Origin of the sequence: Sporosarcina trichiuri, assembly GCF_030406775.1 — a bacterium.
Classification (GTDB): domain Bacteria; phylum Bacillota; class Bacilli; order Bacillales_A; family Planococcaceae; genus Sporosarcina; species Sporosarcina trichiuri.
This window is the reverse complement of sequence record NZ_CP129119.1, coordinates 1091744-1109370: the sequence shown is the minus strand read 5'-3', so window position 1 is coordinate 1109370 and position 17627 is coordinate 1091744. Positions and strand designations below refer to the sequence as shown.

The 17627-nt window shown below is 52.8% G+C and carries 17 protein-coding genes; all 17 read left to right on the top strand.

The features are described from left to right. Nucleotides 1–111 precede the first annotated feature (111 nt). The 17 genes from lepA to QWT68_RS05825 all read left to right on the top strand — a co-directional run bounded on the left by lepA (nt 112) and on the right by QWT68_RS05825 (nt 17576). Nucleotides 112–1935: a translation elongation factor 4 gene (lepA, locus tag QWT68_RS05905; RefSeq protein ID WP_040287254.1), complete on the top strand. Its 1824-nt coding sequence runs from the start codon at nt 112–114 to the stop codon at nt 1933–1935. A gap of 67 nt (nt 1936–2002) precedes the next feature. Beyond that, a complete protein-coding gene (gene hemW, locus QWT68_RS05900; protein WP_290150166.1) occupies nt 2003–3136 on the top strand; it encodes a radical SAM family heme chaperone HemW in 1134 nt (377 codons plus the stop codon). A gap of 95 nt (nt 3137–3231) precedes the next feature. After that, a complete protein-coding gene (gene hrcA, locus QWT68_RS05895) occupies nt 3232–4284 on the top strand; it encodes a heat-inducible transcriptional repressor HrcA (RefSeq protein WP_040286657.1) in 1053 nt (350 codons plus the stop codon). Next, the gene (gene grpE, locus QWT68_RS05890) at nt 4281–4871 is read left to right on the top strand and encodes a nucleotide exchange factor GrpE (protein ID WP_290150164.1); all 591 of its coding nucleotides are present in this window, start codon (nt 4281–4283) and stop codon (nt 4869–4871) included. The genes hrcA and grpE overlap by 4 nt, the downstream gene beginning before the upstream one ends. Before the next feature lie 50 nt (nt 4872–4921). Continuing rightward, nucleotides 4922–6751, top strand: coding sequence for a molecular chaperone DnaK (gene dnaK, locus QWT68_RS05885; protein WP_040286655.1), 1830 nt, complete (start codon nt 4922–4924; stop codon nt 6749–6751). Nucleotides 6752–6880: 129 nt separating this feature from the next. After that, nucleotides 6881–8014 carry a molecular chaperone DnaJ gene (gene dnaJ, locus QWT68_RS05880; protein WP_040286654.1) on the top strand — a complete coding sequence of 378 codons (1134 nt, stop codon included), beginning with the start codon at nt 6881–6883 and terminating at the stop codon, nt 8012–8014. 15 nt (nt 8015–8029) lie between these two features. Continuing rightward, nucleotides 8030–8974, top strand: coding sequence for a 50S ribosomal protein L11 methyltransferase (gene prmA, locus QWT68_RS05875; RefSeq protein ID WP_290150162.1), 945 nt, complete (start codon nt 8030–8032; stop codon nt 8972–8974). A gap of 2 nt (nt 8975–8976) precedes the next feature. After that, on the top strand, nt 8977–9717 hold the full coding sequence (locus QWT68_RS05870; protein ID WP_040286652.1) for a 16S rRNA (uracil(1498)-N(3))-methyltransferase: 741 nt from the start codon (nt 8977–8979) through the stop codon (nt 9715–9717). Between the two features lie 16 nt (nt 9718–9733). Further along, entirely contained in the window at nt 9734–11077 is a 1344-nt protein-coding gene (mtaB, locus tag QWT68_RS05865) for a tRNA (N(6)-L-threonylcarbamoyladenosine(37)-C(2))-methylthiotransferase MtaB (protein WP_040286651.1), read from the top strand. Between the two features lie 95 nt (nt 11078–11172). Beyond that, a complete protein-coding gene (deoC, locus tag QWT68_RS05860; RefSeq protein ID WP_040286650.1) occupies nt 11173–11847 on the top strand; it encodes a deoxyribose-phosphate aldolase in 675 nt (224 codons plus the stop codon). Nucleotides 11848–11947: 100 nt separating this feature from the next. Beyond that, nucleotides 11948–12121, top strand: coding sequence for a 30S ribosomal protein S21 (gene rpsU / locus QWT68_RS05855; protein WP_025784794.1), 174 nt, complete (start codon nt 11948–11950; stop codon nt 12119–12121). 221 nt (nt 12122–12342) lie between these two features. After that, nucleotides 12343–13686, top strand: coding sequence for an NfeD family protein (locus QWT68_RS05850; protein WP_040286649.1), 1344 nt, complete (start codon nt 12343–12345; stop codon nt 13684–13686). Next, nucleotides 13683–14687, top strand: coding sequence for a flotillin-like protein FloA (gene floA / locus QWT68_RS05845; protein ID WP_290150158.1), 1005 nt, complete (start codon nt 13683–13685; stop codon nt 14685–14687). The genes QWT68_RS05850 and floA overlap by 4 nt, the downstream gene beginning before the upstream one ends. A 36-nt stretch (nt 14688–14723) precedes the next feature. Beyond that, a complete protein-coding gene (locus QWT68_RS05840; protein ID WP_040286647.1) occupies nt 14724–15227 on the top strand; it encodes a hypothetical protein in 504 nt (167 codons plus the stop codon). Between the two features lie 53 nt (nt 15228–15280). After that, the gene (locus QWT68_RS05835) at nt 15281–15547 is read left to right on the top strand and encodes a hypothetical protein (RefSeq protein WP_040286646.1); all 267 of its coding nucleotides are present in this window, start codon (nt 15281–15283) and stop codon (nt 15545–15547) included. Further along, nucleotides 15528–16619 (top strand): sporulation protein YqfD, encoded by a 1092-nt coding sequence (locus QWT68_RS05830; protein WP_290150156.1) that lies wholly within the window; start codon nt 15528–15530, stop codon nt 16617–16619. The genes QWT68_RS05835 and QWT68_RS05830 overlap by 20 nt, the downstream gene beginning before the upstream one ends. Continuing rightward, nucleotides 16620–17576 carry a PhoH family protein gene (locus tag QWT68_RS05825; protein WP_290150154.1) on the top strand — a complete coding sequence of 319 codons (957 nt, stop codon included), beginning with the start codon at nt 16620–16622 and terminating at the stop codon, nt 17574–17576. Nucleotides 17577–17627: the final 51 nt, after the last annotated feature.

Below are 17627 nucleotides of genomic sequence, written 5' to 3'. Positions count from 1 at the left end.
CGTCTTTTTGGCGTGGGGCAGGCGGACTACTCACTTCCGGATGAAATGTCTAACACCGGTGCCGGGTTTCTGCTATAATTCATACTAGCCGAATTAGGAGTGAAAATTATGATGAATCATCAGCAGAAACTGGACAGACAGAAAAACATACGGAACTTCTCGATCATTGCGCATATCGACCACGGGAAATCCACTTTGGCCGACAGGCTGCTCGAACAGACAGGCACGATCACTGCACGGGAAATGAAAACCCAGACACTCGACTCCATGGATCTCGAGCGCGAACGGGGAATCACCATCAAACTGAATGCCGTGCAGCTGATGTACAAAGCGAAAAATGGCGAAGAGTATACATTCCACCTGATCGATACACCGGGGCATGTCGACTTCACATACGAAGTGTCACGAAGCCTTGCCGCGTGCGAAGGCGCCATACTGGTTGTGGATGCCGCGCAGGGAATCGAGGCACAGACGCTTGCGAACGTATATCTGGCACTTGATAACGACTTGGAAATCCTGCCAGTCATCAATAAAATCGACCTTCCGGCAGCCGATCCCGACCGCGTCAAGGATGAAATCGAGAACGTCATCGGCATCGATGCATCCGAAGCAGTTCATGCATCCGCAAAATCCGGGATCGGTATCGGAGAGATCCTGGAACAGATCGTCGAGAAGGTGCCTGCACCATCTGGCGATCCGGACGCACCGCTGAAAGCGCTGATTTTCGACTCCCATTATGATCAGTACAAAGGGGTCATCGTTAATATTCGTATAATGGAAGGTTCCATTAAGCCGGGAGACACAATCCGCATGATGGCAACAGGAAAAGAATTCGAAGTGGTGGACCTCGGTGTCTTCACTCCGAAAATCTCGCCGCGCGACGAATTGACCGTCGGCGATGTCGGGTATCTGTCAGCGGCCATCAAGACGGTCGGAGACACTCGAGTGGGGGATACGATCACCCTCGCGGACAACCCGGCTGAAAAACCTCTGGCAGGCTACCGGAAGATGAACCCGATGGTCTTCTGCGGGCTGTATCCGATCGATACATCCAAATATAACGATCTCCGGGAAGCGCTGGAGAAACTTGAATTGAACGACTCCGCCCTGGAGTATGAAGCGGAAACATCCCAGGCACTCGGCTTCGGATACCGGTGCGGATTCCTCGGCCTCCTCCATATGGAAATCATCCAGGAGCGGATCGAGCGGGAATTCAATATCGATCTCATCACGACGGCACCGAGCGTGATCTACAATGTCGTCTTGACGGACGGCAGCGAAGTGAAAGTGGACAACCCGTCCATGATGCCGAACGCCCAGAAGATCGAGTACGTCGAGGAGCCGTATGTCAAAGCATCCATCATGGTTCCGAATGACTATGTAGGGGCGGTCATGGAATTGTGTCAGAAAAAACGCGGGAATTTCCTGACGATGGATTATTTGGATGCCTCCCGTGTCAATATCGTATATGAACTGCCGCTTGCTGAAATCGTCTATGACTTTTTCGATCAGCTGAAGTCCAGTACGAAAGGATACGCATCACTCGATTACGAACTGATGGGATACAAGACGTCGAAGCTTGCCAAGATGGATATCCTCCTGAACGGAGAGACTGTGGATGCGCTCAGCTTCATCGTCCACAAGGACTTCTCTTACGAACGCGGGAAAGCGATTGTCGAAAAGTTGAAATCCCTGATTCCGCGCCAGCAGTTCGAAGTGCCGGTCCAAGCGGCAATCGGCCAGAAGATCATCGCGCGTTCGACGATCAAATCCATGGGGAAGAACGTCCTGGCGAAGTGCTACGGCGGCGACATCTCACGGAAACGGAAACTGCTCGAGAAACAAAAAGAAGGCAAAAAGAGAATGAAGCAAGTCGGCTCTGTCGAAGTGCCGCAGGAAGCCTTCATGGCTGTATTGCGGATGGACGAAGAATAAGTATGAACTGCGCAGACAGGGGGCTTCCATGCCCTCTGTTTGGCGTTTACAGGAGGAAACCCAGCAAATGAGAGGTCTGTACATCCATATCCCGTTCTGTCACCAAATCTGCCACTATTGTGATTTCAATAAGGTCTTTGTCAAAAACCAGCCGGTCGATGCCTATCTAGAATCGATCCGGGGAGAACTATCCATACTGAAACAGGCAGGTGCCGACTTCAGCACAGTGGAAACCGTCTTTTTCGGCGGCGGTACGCCGACTGCCCTGACAGCCGGGCAGCTCGACACACTGCTGGAAATCGTCGGCTCATTCGTGGACACTGCCCGTCTGACGGAGTTCTCGACGGAAGCCAATCCGGACGAACTGACGACGGACAAGTTGCGCGTGCTTAAAAACGGAGGCATCAAGCGGCTCAGTCTTGGTGTCCAATCGTTCGATCCAGCACTGCTGAAACGGATCGGCCGCTCCCACAGTCCTGAACAGGCAGTGCAAGTCATCGCGGATGCACGTAAGAATGGATTCGATGACATCAGCATCGACCTCATCTACGCACTGCCGGATCAGACCCGCAAGCAATGGGAGACGACACTGGATCAGGCACTCGCTCTCGATCTCCCTCACTACTCCGGGTATTCGCTCATCATCGAACCGAAGACTGTCTTCTATAATCTCATGAACAAAGGGCGGCTGCCGCTTCCCGGGGAGGATGCGGAAACAGCGATGTTCGAGTCGTTGATCAGCAGGATGGAACAAGCGGGCCGCGGACAGTACGAAATCAGCAATTTTGCAATCCCCGGCCATGAGTCCGTCCATAATATGATCTATTGGGAGAACGATGAATATGCAGGCGTCGGTGCGGGTGCCCATGGTTACCTGGACGGTGTCCGGTATGCGAACCTCGGCCCGCTGAAAAAGTATATGGCGGCGGTGGACGAAGGACGGCTGCCTCGGCTGGAGGAGCATGAAGTGACCCAGCAGGAGAAAATGGAAGAGGAGATGTTCCTCGGTCTGCGGAAGCTCGACGGGGTCTCCGCCGGCAAGTTCGCCCTCAAATTCGGTATACCCTTGGAAGAGAAATACGGCAGCGTGGTGGATGATCTGGCCGCCAGGGGCCTTCTGGAACGCCGGGGAGACCGTGTCCGTCTGACAAAGGACGGAGTTTTCAAGGGCAATGAAGCATTCCAGCAATTCCTCTTGTAAAAGCGATCCAATCGTTTGACACTGCTTTCGCATTTTGGTAAATTGAATATAGTATTAGCACTCGTTCTACTTGAGTGCTAACAGGAGTGATGATCATGTTGACAAACAGGCAATTGCTTATCTTGCAACTGACGGTTAACGACTTCATCGAATCCGCTCAGCCTGTGGGCTCCAGACAGCTTTCGAAAAAAAAGGAAGCGCCTTTCAGTCCGGCCACGATACGCAATGAGATGGCAGACTTGGAAGAAATGGGTTTTTTAGAAAAGACCCATACGTCATCCGGGAGGGTCCCTTCTGAGAAGGGATACCGATTTTACGTCGACCACTTGCTGACTCCCCAAAAGCTTAAGACGGAGGATAACCTCCAGCTCCGTTCGGTATTCCGGGAAAGGGCGCTGGAAGCGGAAGTGCTGATAAGAAATTCTGCGTCCATCCTGTCTGAACTGACGGATTACACGACGGTTCTGCTCGGGCCGGATACAAAAGCGCATAAGGTAAAACGTTTTTCGATCGTGCCGCTGTCGGATGACAAAGCTGTCGCCATCATGGTGACCAATACAGGAAGAGTGGAGAATCATGTCGTCGATATTACGGACGGCCTGTCACCATCTGATATTGAACGGATGGTGAATCTTCTGAATGAACGGCTCGTCGGAACGCCGCTGTCGGACATTCCCAGAAAGCTCGCTGCTGAGTCGAAACAGCTGTACGAGCGCCATGTGAGCAATGCAGGAGCAATCCTTTCGTCCATACAGGACGCCATGGCCGGAAAGACGGATGAACGGCTCTTCCTGAGCGGTCAGATGAACATGATGAAACAGCCGGAGTTCAATGACATAGAAAAAGTGAAGTCCTTTCTCGAGGCTATCGAACAGGGCGTACCGCTGCGGCTGTTCGAACAGACTTTTGCGGGCATCCAAGTCCGCATAGGTTCCGAAAACAAGGAGCATACGCTCGATGATTTCAGTGTTATCTCCACCGCCTATGCCGTTGGTACCGACATGACCGGTTCAATTGCCATCATCGGTCCGAAACGGATGGACTACGGCAGAGTGATCACGCTGCTCGATATTCTCAGCGAAGACTTGTCGGCGGCATTGGAAAAACTCACGATTGATGGAAGAACGGATAGGAGGAACAAACCATGACAGAAAAAGAACCAGTTTCCGAAGAAGTTGAAAACAGCAGCGGTGCGGTGAACGATACCGAAGAAGAAAACGCTGTGCAGCCTGACGCTGAAAATGGCACTGCAGATCAGACAGACGGTGCAGAGGCGGATGAAAGAGATCGGCGGATTGCAGATCTCGAGAACAGGCTGGAAGAAGAGGAGAACCGCCGGCTGCGGATTCTGGCAGACCTCGATAACACCCGCAGGCGGGCGAACCTGGACAAAGAGGCGATGCAGAAATACCGCGCCCAGGAAGTACTGACGCACCTCATACCTGTTCTCGATAATTTCGAAAGAGGTCTGTCCGTCCAAGCCGAAAGCGAAGATGCGAAAAGTCTGATGACGGGTATGCAGATGGTGTACCGCAGTCTTGACGATGCACTGAAATCCGAAGGTCTTCAGGAGATCGAGGCGGCTGGTCTCGACTTCGATCCGAACTTCCATCAGGCCGTCATGACCGGTACGGATGAGGAAAAGCCATCCGGCATCGTGCTTGAAGTGCTGCAGAAGGGGTATATGCTGAAAGATCGAGTACTCCGTCCGGCGATGGTGAAAGTGAACGAATAATCGAGTCTGACAACCTACTATAACGAACACATTTTAGGAGGAATTTTTCTATGAGCAAAATTATCGGAATCGACTTAGGAACAACGAACTCAGTAGTGGCAGTTTATGAAGGCGGAGAAGCGAAAGTGATCCCGAACCCGGAAGGCAACCGCACAACACCTTCAGTCGTAGCGTTCAAGAACGGCGAGCGGCAGATCGGTGAAGTCGCAAAACGCCAGTCCATCACGAATCCGAACACGGTCATGTCGGTCAAACGCCACATGGGTTCTGATTACAAAGAGAAAGTCGACGGCAAGGAGTATTCACCACAGGAGATCTCAGCAATGATCCTCCAGTACATGAAAGGCTATGCGGAAGACTATCTCGGCGAGAAAGTGACGAAGGCTGTCATCACAGTTCCGGCTTACTTCAACGACGCACAGCGCCAGGCGACGAAAGACGCCGGTACGATTGCCGGTCTCGAAGTCGAGCGGATCATCAACGAGCCGACAGCAGCGGCGCTTGCATACGGTCTTGACAAAACGGAAGAAGACCAGACAATCCTGGTCTATGACCTTGGCGGCGGTACATTCGACGTATCCATCCTGGAACTCGGAGACGGCGTCTTCCAAGTGCGCGCAACTGCGGGCGATAACAAACTGGGCGGCGATGACTTCGACAATATCATCATCGATTACCTCGTCCAGGAATTCCGCAAAGAGAACGGCATCGATCTGTCAAAAGACAAAATGGCGATGCAGCGCCTGAAAGATGCGGCTGAAAAAGCGAAGAAAGATCTGTCGGGTGTTACATCGACCCAGATCTCACTTCCATTCATCACAGCAGGGGAGGCCGGACCGCTACACTTGGAAGTGAATTTGTCCCGTGCGAAATTCGACGAACTGACAGCATCCCTCGTGGAGCGCTCGATGGTTCCGACACGCCAGGCCATCAAAGACGCCGGCCTGTCAGCTTCAGAATTGGACCGCGTCATCCTTGTCGGCGGATCCACCCGTATCCCGGCCGTCCAGGAAGCAATCAAGAAAGAAACAGGCAAAGAGCCGTTCAAGGGCGTCAACCCTGACGAAGTCGTTGCGATGGGAGCTGCTGTACAGGGGTCGATCCTGACAGGGGACGTTAAGGACGTCGTGCTTCTCGACGTGACACCACTGTCGCTCGGCATCGAGACGATGGGCGGTGTCTTCACGAAGCTGATCGAGCGGAATACGACTATTCCGACAAGCAAGTCGCAAGTATTCTCGACAGCTGCGGACAATCAGCCTGCAGTGGACATCCATGTCCTTCAGGGAGAGCGCTCCATGGCGAGCGGCAATAAGACGCTCGGCCGTTTCCAATTGACGGATATCCCGCCGGCACCACGCGGAGTCCCTCAAATCGAAGTGACGTTCGATATCGACAAGAACGGTATCGTAACCGTCAAAGCGAAAGATATGGGCACTCAAAAAGAACAGAACATCACCATCCAGTCGAGCTCAGGCCTTTCTGATGATGAAATCGACCGCATGGTGAAAGATGCCGAAGCACACGCGGAAGAGGATAAGAAGCAGAAGGAAGAAGCTGATCTCCGTAACGAAGCGGACCAGCTCGTATTCATGGCTGAAAAAACCGTGAAGGACCTGGAAGGAAAAGTTTCCGAAGAGGAGATCAAAAGCGTAGACGAAGCGAAGGAAGCGCTGAAATCCGCAATTGAGGCAAACAACTTGGAAGACATCAAAGAAAAGAAAGATGCTCTCGAACAAGTCGTCCAGCAGATGACGATGAAAATGTATGAGCAGGCACAAGCCGAAGCGAACGCACAAGGCGGAGACCAGCCGGGTTCGGACGACGACGGAGTTGTTGACGCCGATTTCTCTGAAGTGGACAACGACAACAAAAACTGAACCGATACTTGATTGACGGAAAAGTCAAAGTCCGATATTCCGGCTTTGGCTTTTTCGTTTGTACCCAAACAACCTCTTTTAGTGTTACAATGCACTCAACGCTAAATGAGTTTTCAGGAGTGTGGACCAATGAGCAAACGTGATTATTACGAAGTGCTTGGCGTGTCGAAGTCGGCAACCAAGGAAGAGATCCGGAAAGCGTACCGCAAGCTTTCCAAGCAGTATCACCCTGACTTGAACAAAGAGGCAGGGGCGGAAGAGAAGTTCAAGGAAGTGACGGAAGCCTTCGAAGTGCTGAGTGACGAAAACAAGCGGGCTTCCTATGACCAATACGGGCACGCAGATCCGAACCAGGGCTTCGGAGGGGGCGGCTTCGGCGGTTTCGGCGGAGGTGACGGTTTCGGGTTCGAGGATATTTTCAGTTCGTTCTTCGGCGGTGCCGGCGGCAGACGGCGTGATCCGAATGCACCGCGCAAGGGAGACGATCTCCAGTATACGATGACAGTCGACTTCATGGAGGCGGCCTTCGGAAAAGAGACCGAGATCGAAATTCCGCGTGAGGAAGTTTGTGAAACGTGTCATGGCAGCGGCGCCAAGAAGGGCACCACTCCGAAAACGTGTACGAATTGCGGTGGAACCGGTCAGATTTCCGTCACCCAGAACACACCGCTCGGACAGATGGTCAACCGCAAAGTCTGTAACGTGTGCGGAGGAACGGGCAAGATCATCCCAGAGAAATGTGAAACGTGCCACGGTTCAGGCCGCGTGACCAAGCGCAAGAAAATAAAAGTCACCATCCCGGCAGGTGTCGATGATGGCCAGCAGCTGCGGGTGGCAGGCCAGGGTGAAGCCGGCGTGAACGGCGGTCCGGCAGGAGACCTGTACATCGTGTTCCGTGTACGCCCGCATGAGAAGTTCATCCGTGAAGCGGACGACGTCATCCTGGAAGTCAACCTGACGTTCCCACAGGCGGCACTGGGTGACGAAATCGAAGTGCCGACGATCCACGGGAAAGTGAACTTGAAAATCCCGGCAGGCACGCAGACCGGCACCACGTTCCGCCTCCGAGGTAAAGGGATCCAGAACGTCCACGGCCACGGAATCGGTGATCAGCATATCATCGTCAAGCTTGTGACCCCTAAGAAATTGACAGAGAAACAGAAGGAACTGCTGCGTGAATTTGCATCGATCGACGGAGATTCGCCGGGCGAATACTCAAGTTCCCTGTTCGATAAAATCAAGCGGTCATTCAAAGGCGACTGAAAGGATTGAGTACACGTGAAATGGTCTGAAATTACAATCCACACAACAAACGAAGCGACGGAAGCAGTCGCGAACATTCTCCACGAAGCAGGTGCCAGCGGTGTCGTCATCGAAGATTCCGTTGAGCCGGAGCGGGAGCACGAAGACCGGTTCGGTGAAATCTATGATCTTGATCCCGGAGATTACCCTTCGGAAGGCGTGCTCGTGAAAGCATACCTGCCTGCGAACAGCTTCCTGAAAGAGACGGTGCAGGAAATCAGTGAATCGATCGATAAGCTGAAGGAATTCAACCTCGATACAGGGAAAAAAGCGATCACGACAACTGAGGTGGATGAAGAGGACTGGGCGACCGCCTGGAAGAAATACTATCATCCTGTCAAGATTTCAGGCCGTTTCACGATTGTACCGACGTGGGAGTCGTATGAACCCGTCGAGTCGGATGAACTGATCATCGAATTGGACCCGGGTATGGCTTTCGGGACAGGTACGCATCCGACGACGGTCATGTGCTTGCAGGCGCTGGAGAAGTATGTGAAGCCTGAGGACTATGTCATCGACGTAGGAACAGGTTCGGGTGTGCTGGCGATCGGGGCTGCCCTGCTGGATGCTAAGGAAATACTGGCGCTGGATCTGGACGAAGTGGCGGTCGCTGCAGCGAAAGAGAATATTTCCCTGAACAATTGTGACGAAAAGATAGAGGTCATGCAGGGGGATCTGCTGGAATCTGTAAATGAGCAGGCCGATGTCATTGTCGCCAACATCCTTGCGGAAGTCATTGTCACCTTTTCCTCAGATGCACACGAACTGCTGGCTCCGGGCGGCCTGTTCATCGTCTCGGGGATCATTTCCGCAAAGAAGGACCTGGTCAAAGAGGACCTGATCGGAAAGGGCTTCGAACTGGTCGAATCGGTCGTCATGGAAGACTGGGTCGCATTGATCGCCCGTAAAAAAGAGGTGTAATCATGCAGCGCTATTTTCTGGATGCTCCATTCGATGAAACAGGTGCAGCCGTCATCACTGGCGAAGACGAGAAGCATATTACACGTGTCATGCGGATGTCGCCGGGGAACACGATCTGCTGTGTGTACGACGGCATCGGTCATATCGCCGATATTACGCATATCGACGAAGCCGGTGTCCATGTCCAGGCGGCCGGCCGCACTGCACAGAAGAGTGAGCTGCCGGTCCGTGTGACGCTGGCATGCGGGCTTCCGAAAGGCGATAAGCTGGAACTAATCGCCCAGAAAGGGACAGAGCTCGGAATGGCCGGCATGATCCCTTTCCAGGCTGCGCGTTCGATCGTCAAATGGGATGAAAAAAAAGGCGGCAAAAAAACAGCGAGGCTTGAAAAGATCGCGAAAGAAGCAGCAGAGCAGTCACATCGCACGGAAGTGCCCGTGATCAGTGAACCAGTCAGTTTCCGCCACATACTCGGCATCGCCGGTCAGTTTGATGTATGCCTCTTTGCGGACGAGGAGGATGCGAAGGAAGGCATGTCAAATAAGATTGCAGTGCGTCTGCAAAAGGTGTATCATGGACAATCGATACTGGTCCTGTTCGGGCCGGAAGGCGGTCTGTCACGCAATGAGGCGGAACAGCTTGAAGAGTCCGGCTTCCTGCCGATGTCACTCGGGCCCCGCATCCTGCGGACGGAAACTGCACCTTTGTATGTCCTATCCGCCGTGTCCTATGAATTCGAATGAAAGAGGTGAGCAGCTGATGTCATTGGTTGCCTTCCATACATTGGGCTGTAAAGTGAACCACTATGAGACTGAAGCGATCTGGCAGCTGTTTAAAGAAGCCGGCTATGAGCGTACGGAGTTCGAGAAGAACGCCGACGTCTATGTGATTAATACGTGTACTGTCACGAACACAGGGGACAAGAAGAGCCGTCAGGTCATCCGTCGGGCTGTCCGACAGAATCCGGACGCGGTCATCTGCGTCACTGGCTGCTACGCGCAGACATCCCCTGCTGAAATCATGGCAATCCCCGGAGTCGACATCGTTGTCGGCACCCAGGACCGCACCAAACTGCTCGGACTGATCGAGGAGTACCGCAGCGAGCGCCAGCCGATCAACGCTGTGCGGAACATCATGAAAAACCGTGTGTACGAAGAGCTGGATGTTCCTGCATTCACTGACCGCACACGTGCTTCCCTGAAGATCCAGGAAGGCTGCAACAATTTCTGCACATTCTGCATCATCCCATGGGCCCGCGGCCTGATGCGCTCCCGGGATCCGGAAGAAGTCGTCCGGCAGGCACAGCAGCTTGTCGATGCAGGCTATCTCGAAATCGTATTGACCGGCATCCATACCGGCGGATACGGGGAAGACCTGAAAGATTACAACCTTGCGAGACTGCTGACAGATCTTGAAACGAAAGTCCATGGTCTCAAACGGCTCCGCATCAGTTCCATCGAAGCGAGCCAGCTGACGGACGAAGTTATCGAAGTGCTGAAGAATTCGGAAATCATCGTACGACACCTGCATATCCCGATCCAATCCGGCTCGGACACAGTCCTGAAACGCATGCGCCGTAAATATACGATGGAATTCTTCGCGGAGCGTCTCGACCGCCTGCGTGAAGCACTGCCGCACTTGGCGATCACGTCGGACGTAATCGTCGGATTCCCGGGGGAGACGGAAGAGGAATTCATGGAAACATATAATTTCATCCGTGATCACCGGTTCTCCGAACTGCATGTATTCCCGTACTCCAAACGGACCGGTACGCCGGCTGCCCGGATGGAAGATCAGGTCGATGAAAACGTCAAAAACGAGCGTGTCCACCGTCTGATTGAACTGAATGATCAGCTTGCCAAGCAATATGCTGCCGAGTTCGAAGGTGCCGTGCTTGAGGTCATCCCTGAAGAGAAATTCAAAGAAGATCCGGACAGCGGTCTGTATGAAGGGTATACCGACAACTATTTGAAAGTGGTGCTGCCGGCTGCTGAATCCATGGTCGGCAAGATTGTCCGCGTCAAATTGCTGAAAGCAGGATATCCTTACAACGAAGGCCAGTTCGTCAGGGTTCTTGAAGAGACGAAGGAATTGGTTCACTGATCGCAGAGAAGCTGCCGGATTGACGGCAGCTTCTTTTTTATCCGTCTTTCTGATAAGATGGAAGAGGTACATACAACCTTCAGGAGGTCATAGAAATGGAAACGACTGCTATTGCTAACATGATCGATCATACGCTGCTGAAAGCGGATGCAACGGAATCACAGGTCACATTACTGTGCCAAGAAGCAAAAAAGTACGGGTTCGCCTCTGTCTGCATCAACCCCGCATGGGTGAAAACGGCTGCAGCTGAGCTGGAGGGCTCCGCAGTGAAAACGTGTACGGTCATCGGTTTCCCCCTCGGCGCATCCACTTCTGAAGTGAAAGCGTTCGAAACGAAAGACGCCATCCGCAATGGAGCCGGCGAAATCGATATGGTCATCAATATCGGAGCGCTGAAAAGCGGAGATACTGAAACTGTCCGCAAAGACATCGAAGCGGTCGTGGATGCCGCTGGTGATCAGGCAATCGTGAAAGTCATCATTGAAACGTCACTTCTGTCGGATCAGGAAAAGCGGGCTGCTTGTGAATGTGCTGTGCAGGCGAACGCTGATTTCGTAAAGACGTCCACCGGCTTTTCAACGGGGGGAGCGACTCCGGAAGACGTCAAGCTCATGAGATCGGTAGTCGGACCTGAAATGGGTGTGAAAGCTTCCGGCGGTGTGCGGAGTCTGGATGATCTGAAAGCCATGAAGGAAGCTGGCGCTACACGTATCGGTGCAAGTTCTGGAGTTGCAATCATGCAGGGACTCCAATCTGAAAATGATTACTGATTTCTAGTTTTTTATTGACGGTTCTAAAATAATAGGATATAATTTTCAAGTACATAGCAGTGTGCTATGTTCGAAGTGTGTTCGGAGGGAGGGACAAGAGATGACTAAAACAACTGTTCGTAAGAACGAATCACTTGAAGATGCTCTTCGCCGCTTCAAACGTACCGTATCTAAGAGCGGTACGATTCAGGACGTAAGAAAGCATGAGTTTTATGAGAAGCCAAGTGTTAAGCGGAAGAAGAAATCCGAAGCTGCTCGTAAACGCAAATTCTGATTAACTCCAATATTGATTGCCTGCGGCAATGTTAAACCAGTAAATGCGCGTAAGCCGGAAAACCCTCAGTGGTTTTCCGGCTTATTTTTTTATTCCTTAAAGGTTTGGCTGTGTAAATGAATTGTTTCTGCAAAAACTTTCAAGAGAATGAAACTTACGTGAGTTTCATCCGTATAACAGGTATACTGAAGAGACAATCATCCAGGAAAGCAGGTGATAATTTGCATAAATGGGTTCGTATTTTGCTGCTCTTAACACTGATTGTTTCAGCTGTATCGCTGCCGTTTTCCATCCACGCTTCTGCTAAAAAGGAAACCGTTTACAAAGTTCCTGTACACGGCGAAGTCGAGAAAGGGCTGTACGCGTTCCTGAAACGGTCTTTCACGGAAGCTGACGAATCGGACGCGGATGCGATCATATTGGATATCAACACACCAGGCGGTTTCACGGAAACTGCCGGCGAAATCGCAAAACTGATGGATGAGACGGAACTTCCGATCATCGCTTATGTCAATACACGGGCGATGTCCGCGGGGGCGTTTCTTGCGCTCCATGCCGATAAGATCTACATGGCGCCAAGCTCCAAGATCGGTGCTGCAGCGGTTATCGACGGGTCAGGAAACGCAGCCGGCGTGAAGGCGCAGAGTGCATGGTCCGCCGACATGCAAAACGCTGCCGAATCACACAATCGGGATCCGAAGTTTGCACTTGCAATGGCGGATGCTGATATCGACCTGAGCGAGTTCCGGGCCGGTAAAGGGGAATTGCTGACGCTGACGGATAAGGAAGCCGCCCGGCCGGACGTCAAGTACAGTGAAGGCACAATCAAGGACTATGATGCCCTGCTGGCGGAAATCAAACTGGACAATGCGGATATCATCACATCGGAACCGGCGTTCAGTGAGAAGCTTGCAAGGTTCATCACGAATCCGGTCGTAGTCCCGATCCTCCTGTCAATAGCAGGACTCGGGCTTGTCGTCGAATTGTATTCACCAGGCTTCGGCGTGTCGGGGACAATGGGGCTGTCGGCACTGCTGCTGTTCTTCTACGGTCATCTGATCGCCGGACTGGCAGGATATGAAGCACTTCTGCTGTTCCTGCTCGGTGCTGCTCTGATCGTTGCCGAGCTGTTCCTGCCCCATGGCATCGCAGGCGTGCTCGGAGCGGTGGCAGTCACCGCAAGTATCATAATGGCCGGCGCGAATCCGATGTATATGGCAGTCTCGGTGCTCATCGCAATTGCTGTAGCAATTATGGGGATGGTGGTAATCATGAAATTCTTCGGGAAACGGCTGCATCTGCTCAACAAGATGATTCTGCTGGATGCAACCGATACGGAAAGCGGATATGTGTCCAATGTGAACCATATCGACTGGATCGGCAAAACAGGTGTCACCATCACGGCTCTCCGGCCGTCAGGCGCCATCGTCATGGACGGCGATCGGATCGATGTAGTTTCAGAGGGAAGCTACATCGACAAGGGGAAGCATGTTAAGATAGTGAAAGTTGAAGGCTCCCGCACCGTAGTACGGGAACTTCAGGAAATGGAGGGAAATGAATCATGATCAGTGGCGGTCTTGTAGGGATTGTTGTGATTGTCGTTGCGGCGATCATCGTCCTGTCTGTATTTTTCACGTTCGTCCCAGTCGCATTGTGGATTTCCGCGCTGGCGGCAGGTGTACGGGTCAGTATTTTCACACTAGTCGGGATGAGACTCCGGCGGGTTATTCCGAGCCGGGTGGTCAACCCGCTCATCAAAGCACATAAGGCCGGTGTCGATGTGACCATCAACCAGCTGGAGAGTCATTACCTTGCAGGCGGGAACGTCGACCGTGTCGTCAACGCCCGGATTGCAGCCCAGCGTGCGAACATCGAGCTGTCATTCGAGCGTGCTGCAGCGATTGACCTGGCAGGACGGGACGTTCTCGAAGCGGTCCAGATGTCGGTCAACCCGAAAGTGATCGAAACGCCATTCATCGCAGGTGTTGCCATGAACGGTATCGAAGTGAAAGCGAAAGCGCGTATCACGGTCCGTGCAAACATCGACCGGCTCGTCGGCGGTGCGGGTGAGGAGACGATTGTTGCGCGTGTCGGCGAAGGGATCGTTTCGACAATCGGTTCCTCGGTCGACCACGCCAAGGTGCTTGAAAATCCTGACCTGATTTCTCAGACGGTCCTGACCAAAGGGCTCGATTCAGGGACTGCTTTCGAAATCCTGTCGATCGATATCGCCGATGTGGATATTGGCAAAAACATCGGTGCCGAGCTTCAGACCGAACAGGCGATGGCGGATAAGAGCATCGCACAGGCTAAGGCGGAAGAACGCCGGGCGATGGCTGTTGCGAACGAACAGGAAATGAGTGCGAAAGTCGTCGAGATGCGCTCGAAAGTCGTGGAAGCCGAGGCGGAAGTGCCGATGGCGATGGCGGAAGCTCTCCGCAGCGGAAATATCGGTGTCATGGATTACATGAACTATAAAAACCTGCAGGCCGATACCGGCATGAGGGATTCAATCGGAAAGATCGGCAGCACTGAAAGTAAAGATGACAAACCGAAAAAACCGTAATGAGAAGCTTCAGCTTCCCGGAAAGGGGATGCGCTGATGGAACAGATTATAATTTTAGCAGTGATCGGCCTTCTCAGCACACTGTTCAGTAAAAAGAACAAAGGGGATGCCGGAACGAAAGACGTCCAGGAAACACGGCGTATGCCTGAACCACAGCAAAAGACGCCGCGCCCGGCTTCCCAGCAGCCGGATCCATTCAAACGGCTGAAGGAACTGACGGGTGATATCTACCGCGAAATCCAGGAGGAACAGCGGAAGACGGTGGAAGAACAACCCCCGGCCAGGCCGGAAATCGTTCGGCAGCCGCCGGGCGCTGCCAAAACTCCTAAGCCTGCGCCTCGGGCTGCCGGTTCACCGGTCAAGAACGAGGGCCAGCGGAATTCCGCTCCAAGGAGCGGCAGACTGTCCGCACACAATCCTGCTGCAGCTGCTGAAGAGAGCGCAAATGCTGTTCGGCTGAGCCTGACGGACGAAGAGGATATCCTGAAAGGGATCATCTTCTCTGAAATCCTCGGGCCGCCAAAATCCAAACGAAGATGAATACGCATTGACCCCCTGTGCCAAGCATACATTTGGTATAGGGGGTCTGTGCTTTGAGAAAACTATTTGAAATGGGTTCATTTGTCTCAGTCGAAGATTGGGCGTCCTTCAAACTGCTGGGCGGATATGAACTTGTCAAGATCACTGATAGTAACGTTACATTGCGCAAGGAAGGCTACAATATAGAATTGCGGGGGACCGGACTTGAGTTCGATATGCTTCTCGAACATTCTGCATTATTATCCTTTTCCGAGCTGCATGAACTCCATATAGTGAAACAGGGAGCCGGAGGGGAAGCGCATGAAAAAAAGACTGTTTGATGTGGAGCTCAGCGGCTCCTCCTGCACATCCTTCATCAATGAAATGGTGCGCAGCCGCAGGAAAGTGACACGGGTGGAACAGCAGGCAGGGAAAGTCTGGCTGAGGACGGACAGCAGGGGACTCCGCTACATAAGGGCGAACCGCAGGCGGCACCGTCTGAAAGTCCATATTGTCCGTCTGGAAGACGGACTGCCCGCTGAGCGGCTGTTCCGGTCGTGGAGCCTTTTGCTGTTTGGTCTCATCCCGTTCGCGGCTTCCTTATTCCTATGGCAGGTGACGGTCGACGCGGAACACCCGGAGACAGCAGAAAAGGTCCAGCAGGCCCTCGAACGGTCGTCTGTCAAACCGATGCAGCTGCTTGGCGGCATACCGGCGGAGGATGCCCTCCGGACGCAGATCATGGCGGTGGACCATGATCTGTCATGGGTGCGGTTTGAAAAGAAAGGGACTACACTGCATGTCATTCCGATGCTCTCGCCGAAAACCGCGCGTGTACAGGAATCCGACGGAAAACCCAGCGAACTCGCTGCACGTACAGGCGGGGTGGTGACAGGGTTCAGGCTGTCCAGCGGTGAACCGGTCGCCCACCGGAACCAGACGGTGAAAAAAGGCGACTTACTCGCGACAGGGGTCCTCGTCCAAGGTGATAAAACAGCTGTCGTCGGTGCAGAAGGAGCGGTCTTTGCTGATTACTGGCTGGAATACCGCTTCAGCCTGCCCCGAACCGTCCGGTACAGGAGCGCAGGGGAAACGGAAACAGTCATTGACTGGCAGGCTCCATGGTCGGACAAACGGCAAAACGGACGGCCATGGTGGAAAGTCGTCGAGTGGAAAGAGATGACCGACTATCCTGTCAGGGAAGTGGAATTGAACGAAGGGATGGAGGAGTCATTTCTGATTCCTCTCCTGAAACACAAGCTGCTGTCTGAAACGTCCTATGAAAAAGAGATTAAGGATGAAAACATTTTACAGGTGACGTTTGACAGTGATAAAGTAACAGGGACTGTACTTTTTTTGATAAATGAAAATATCGCGGAAAAAAGACCGATATCCCAAGGGGGAGACGATTGATTGAGTGAACAAATGCTGCAACTTCATTTGGAAGACCCGAACGAAGCCGTCATGCTGCTCGGTATTTCCGATCAGAACATCAAATTGATCGAAGAGCAGCTCGGCGCTGCCATTGTCACGAGAGGCGAGACCATTTCCCTGAAAGGCACAGAAGAAAGCACAGAGGCCGCCAAACAGCTCTTGGAGCAATTGCTCAAAGTGATCCGGAAAGGCATCCAGATCAATCAGAGGGATGTTGCAACTGCGCTTGAGATGGTGAATAATGGTACTATCGAATATTTTGCCGAACTGTATGATGCAGAAATCGCACGCAACAGCAAAGGGAAGGTGATCCGGGCCAAGACGATAGGCCAGCGGGAATATGTGCAGGCGATCCGTCACAACGACCTGACGTTCTGTATCGGACCTGCAGGGACAGGAAAGACCTATTTGGCGGTCGTGCTGGCCGTGCATGCCATGAAAACGGGTGCTGCCAAACGGATCATCCTCACCCGGCCCGCTGTCGAAGCAGGTGAGAGTCTCGGGTTCCTGCCGGGTGATCTGAAAGACAAAGTTGACCCGTATTTGAGGCCGTTGTATGATGCCCTCCATGACATGCTGGGTGCCGAACATACCGAACGGCTCATCGAGCGGGGGGCGATTGAAATCGCACCGCTCGCTTATATGAGGGGACGCACATTGGATGATGCGTTTGTCATCCTTGACGAAGCTCAGAATACGACCCATGCGCAGATGAAGATGTTTCTGACACGCCTCGGATTCGGCTCCAAAATGGTCATCACCGGTGATAAGACGCAGATCGACCTGCCAAAAGGCGCAAAGTCAGGACTGATCGCGGCTGAATCCATCCTATCCAAGGTGCCGGAGATCCATTTCCAGTATCTCGAACCCGCTGACGTCGTCCGGCATCCGATCGTTGCGAAGATTATCGATGCCTACGAGGAAGAGCAGTCCTGACCGGGCTGCTCGTTACATATTGTAAGAATCACTTAACTGACTGCATTTCTT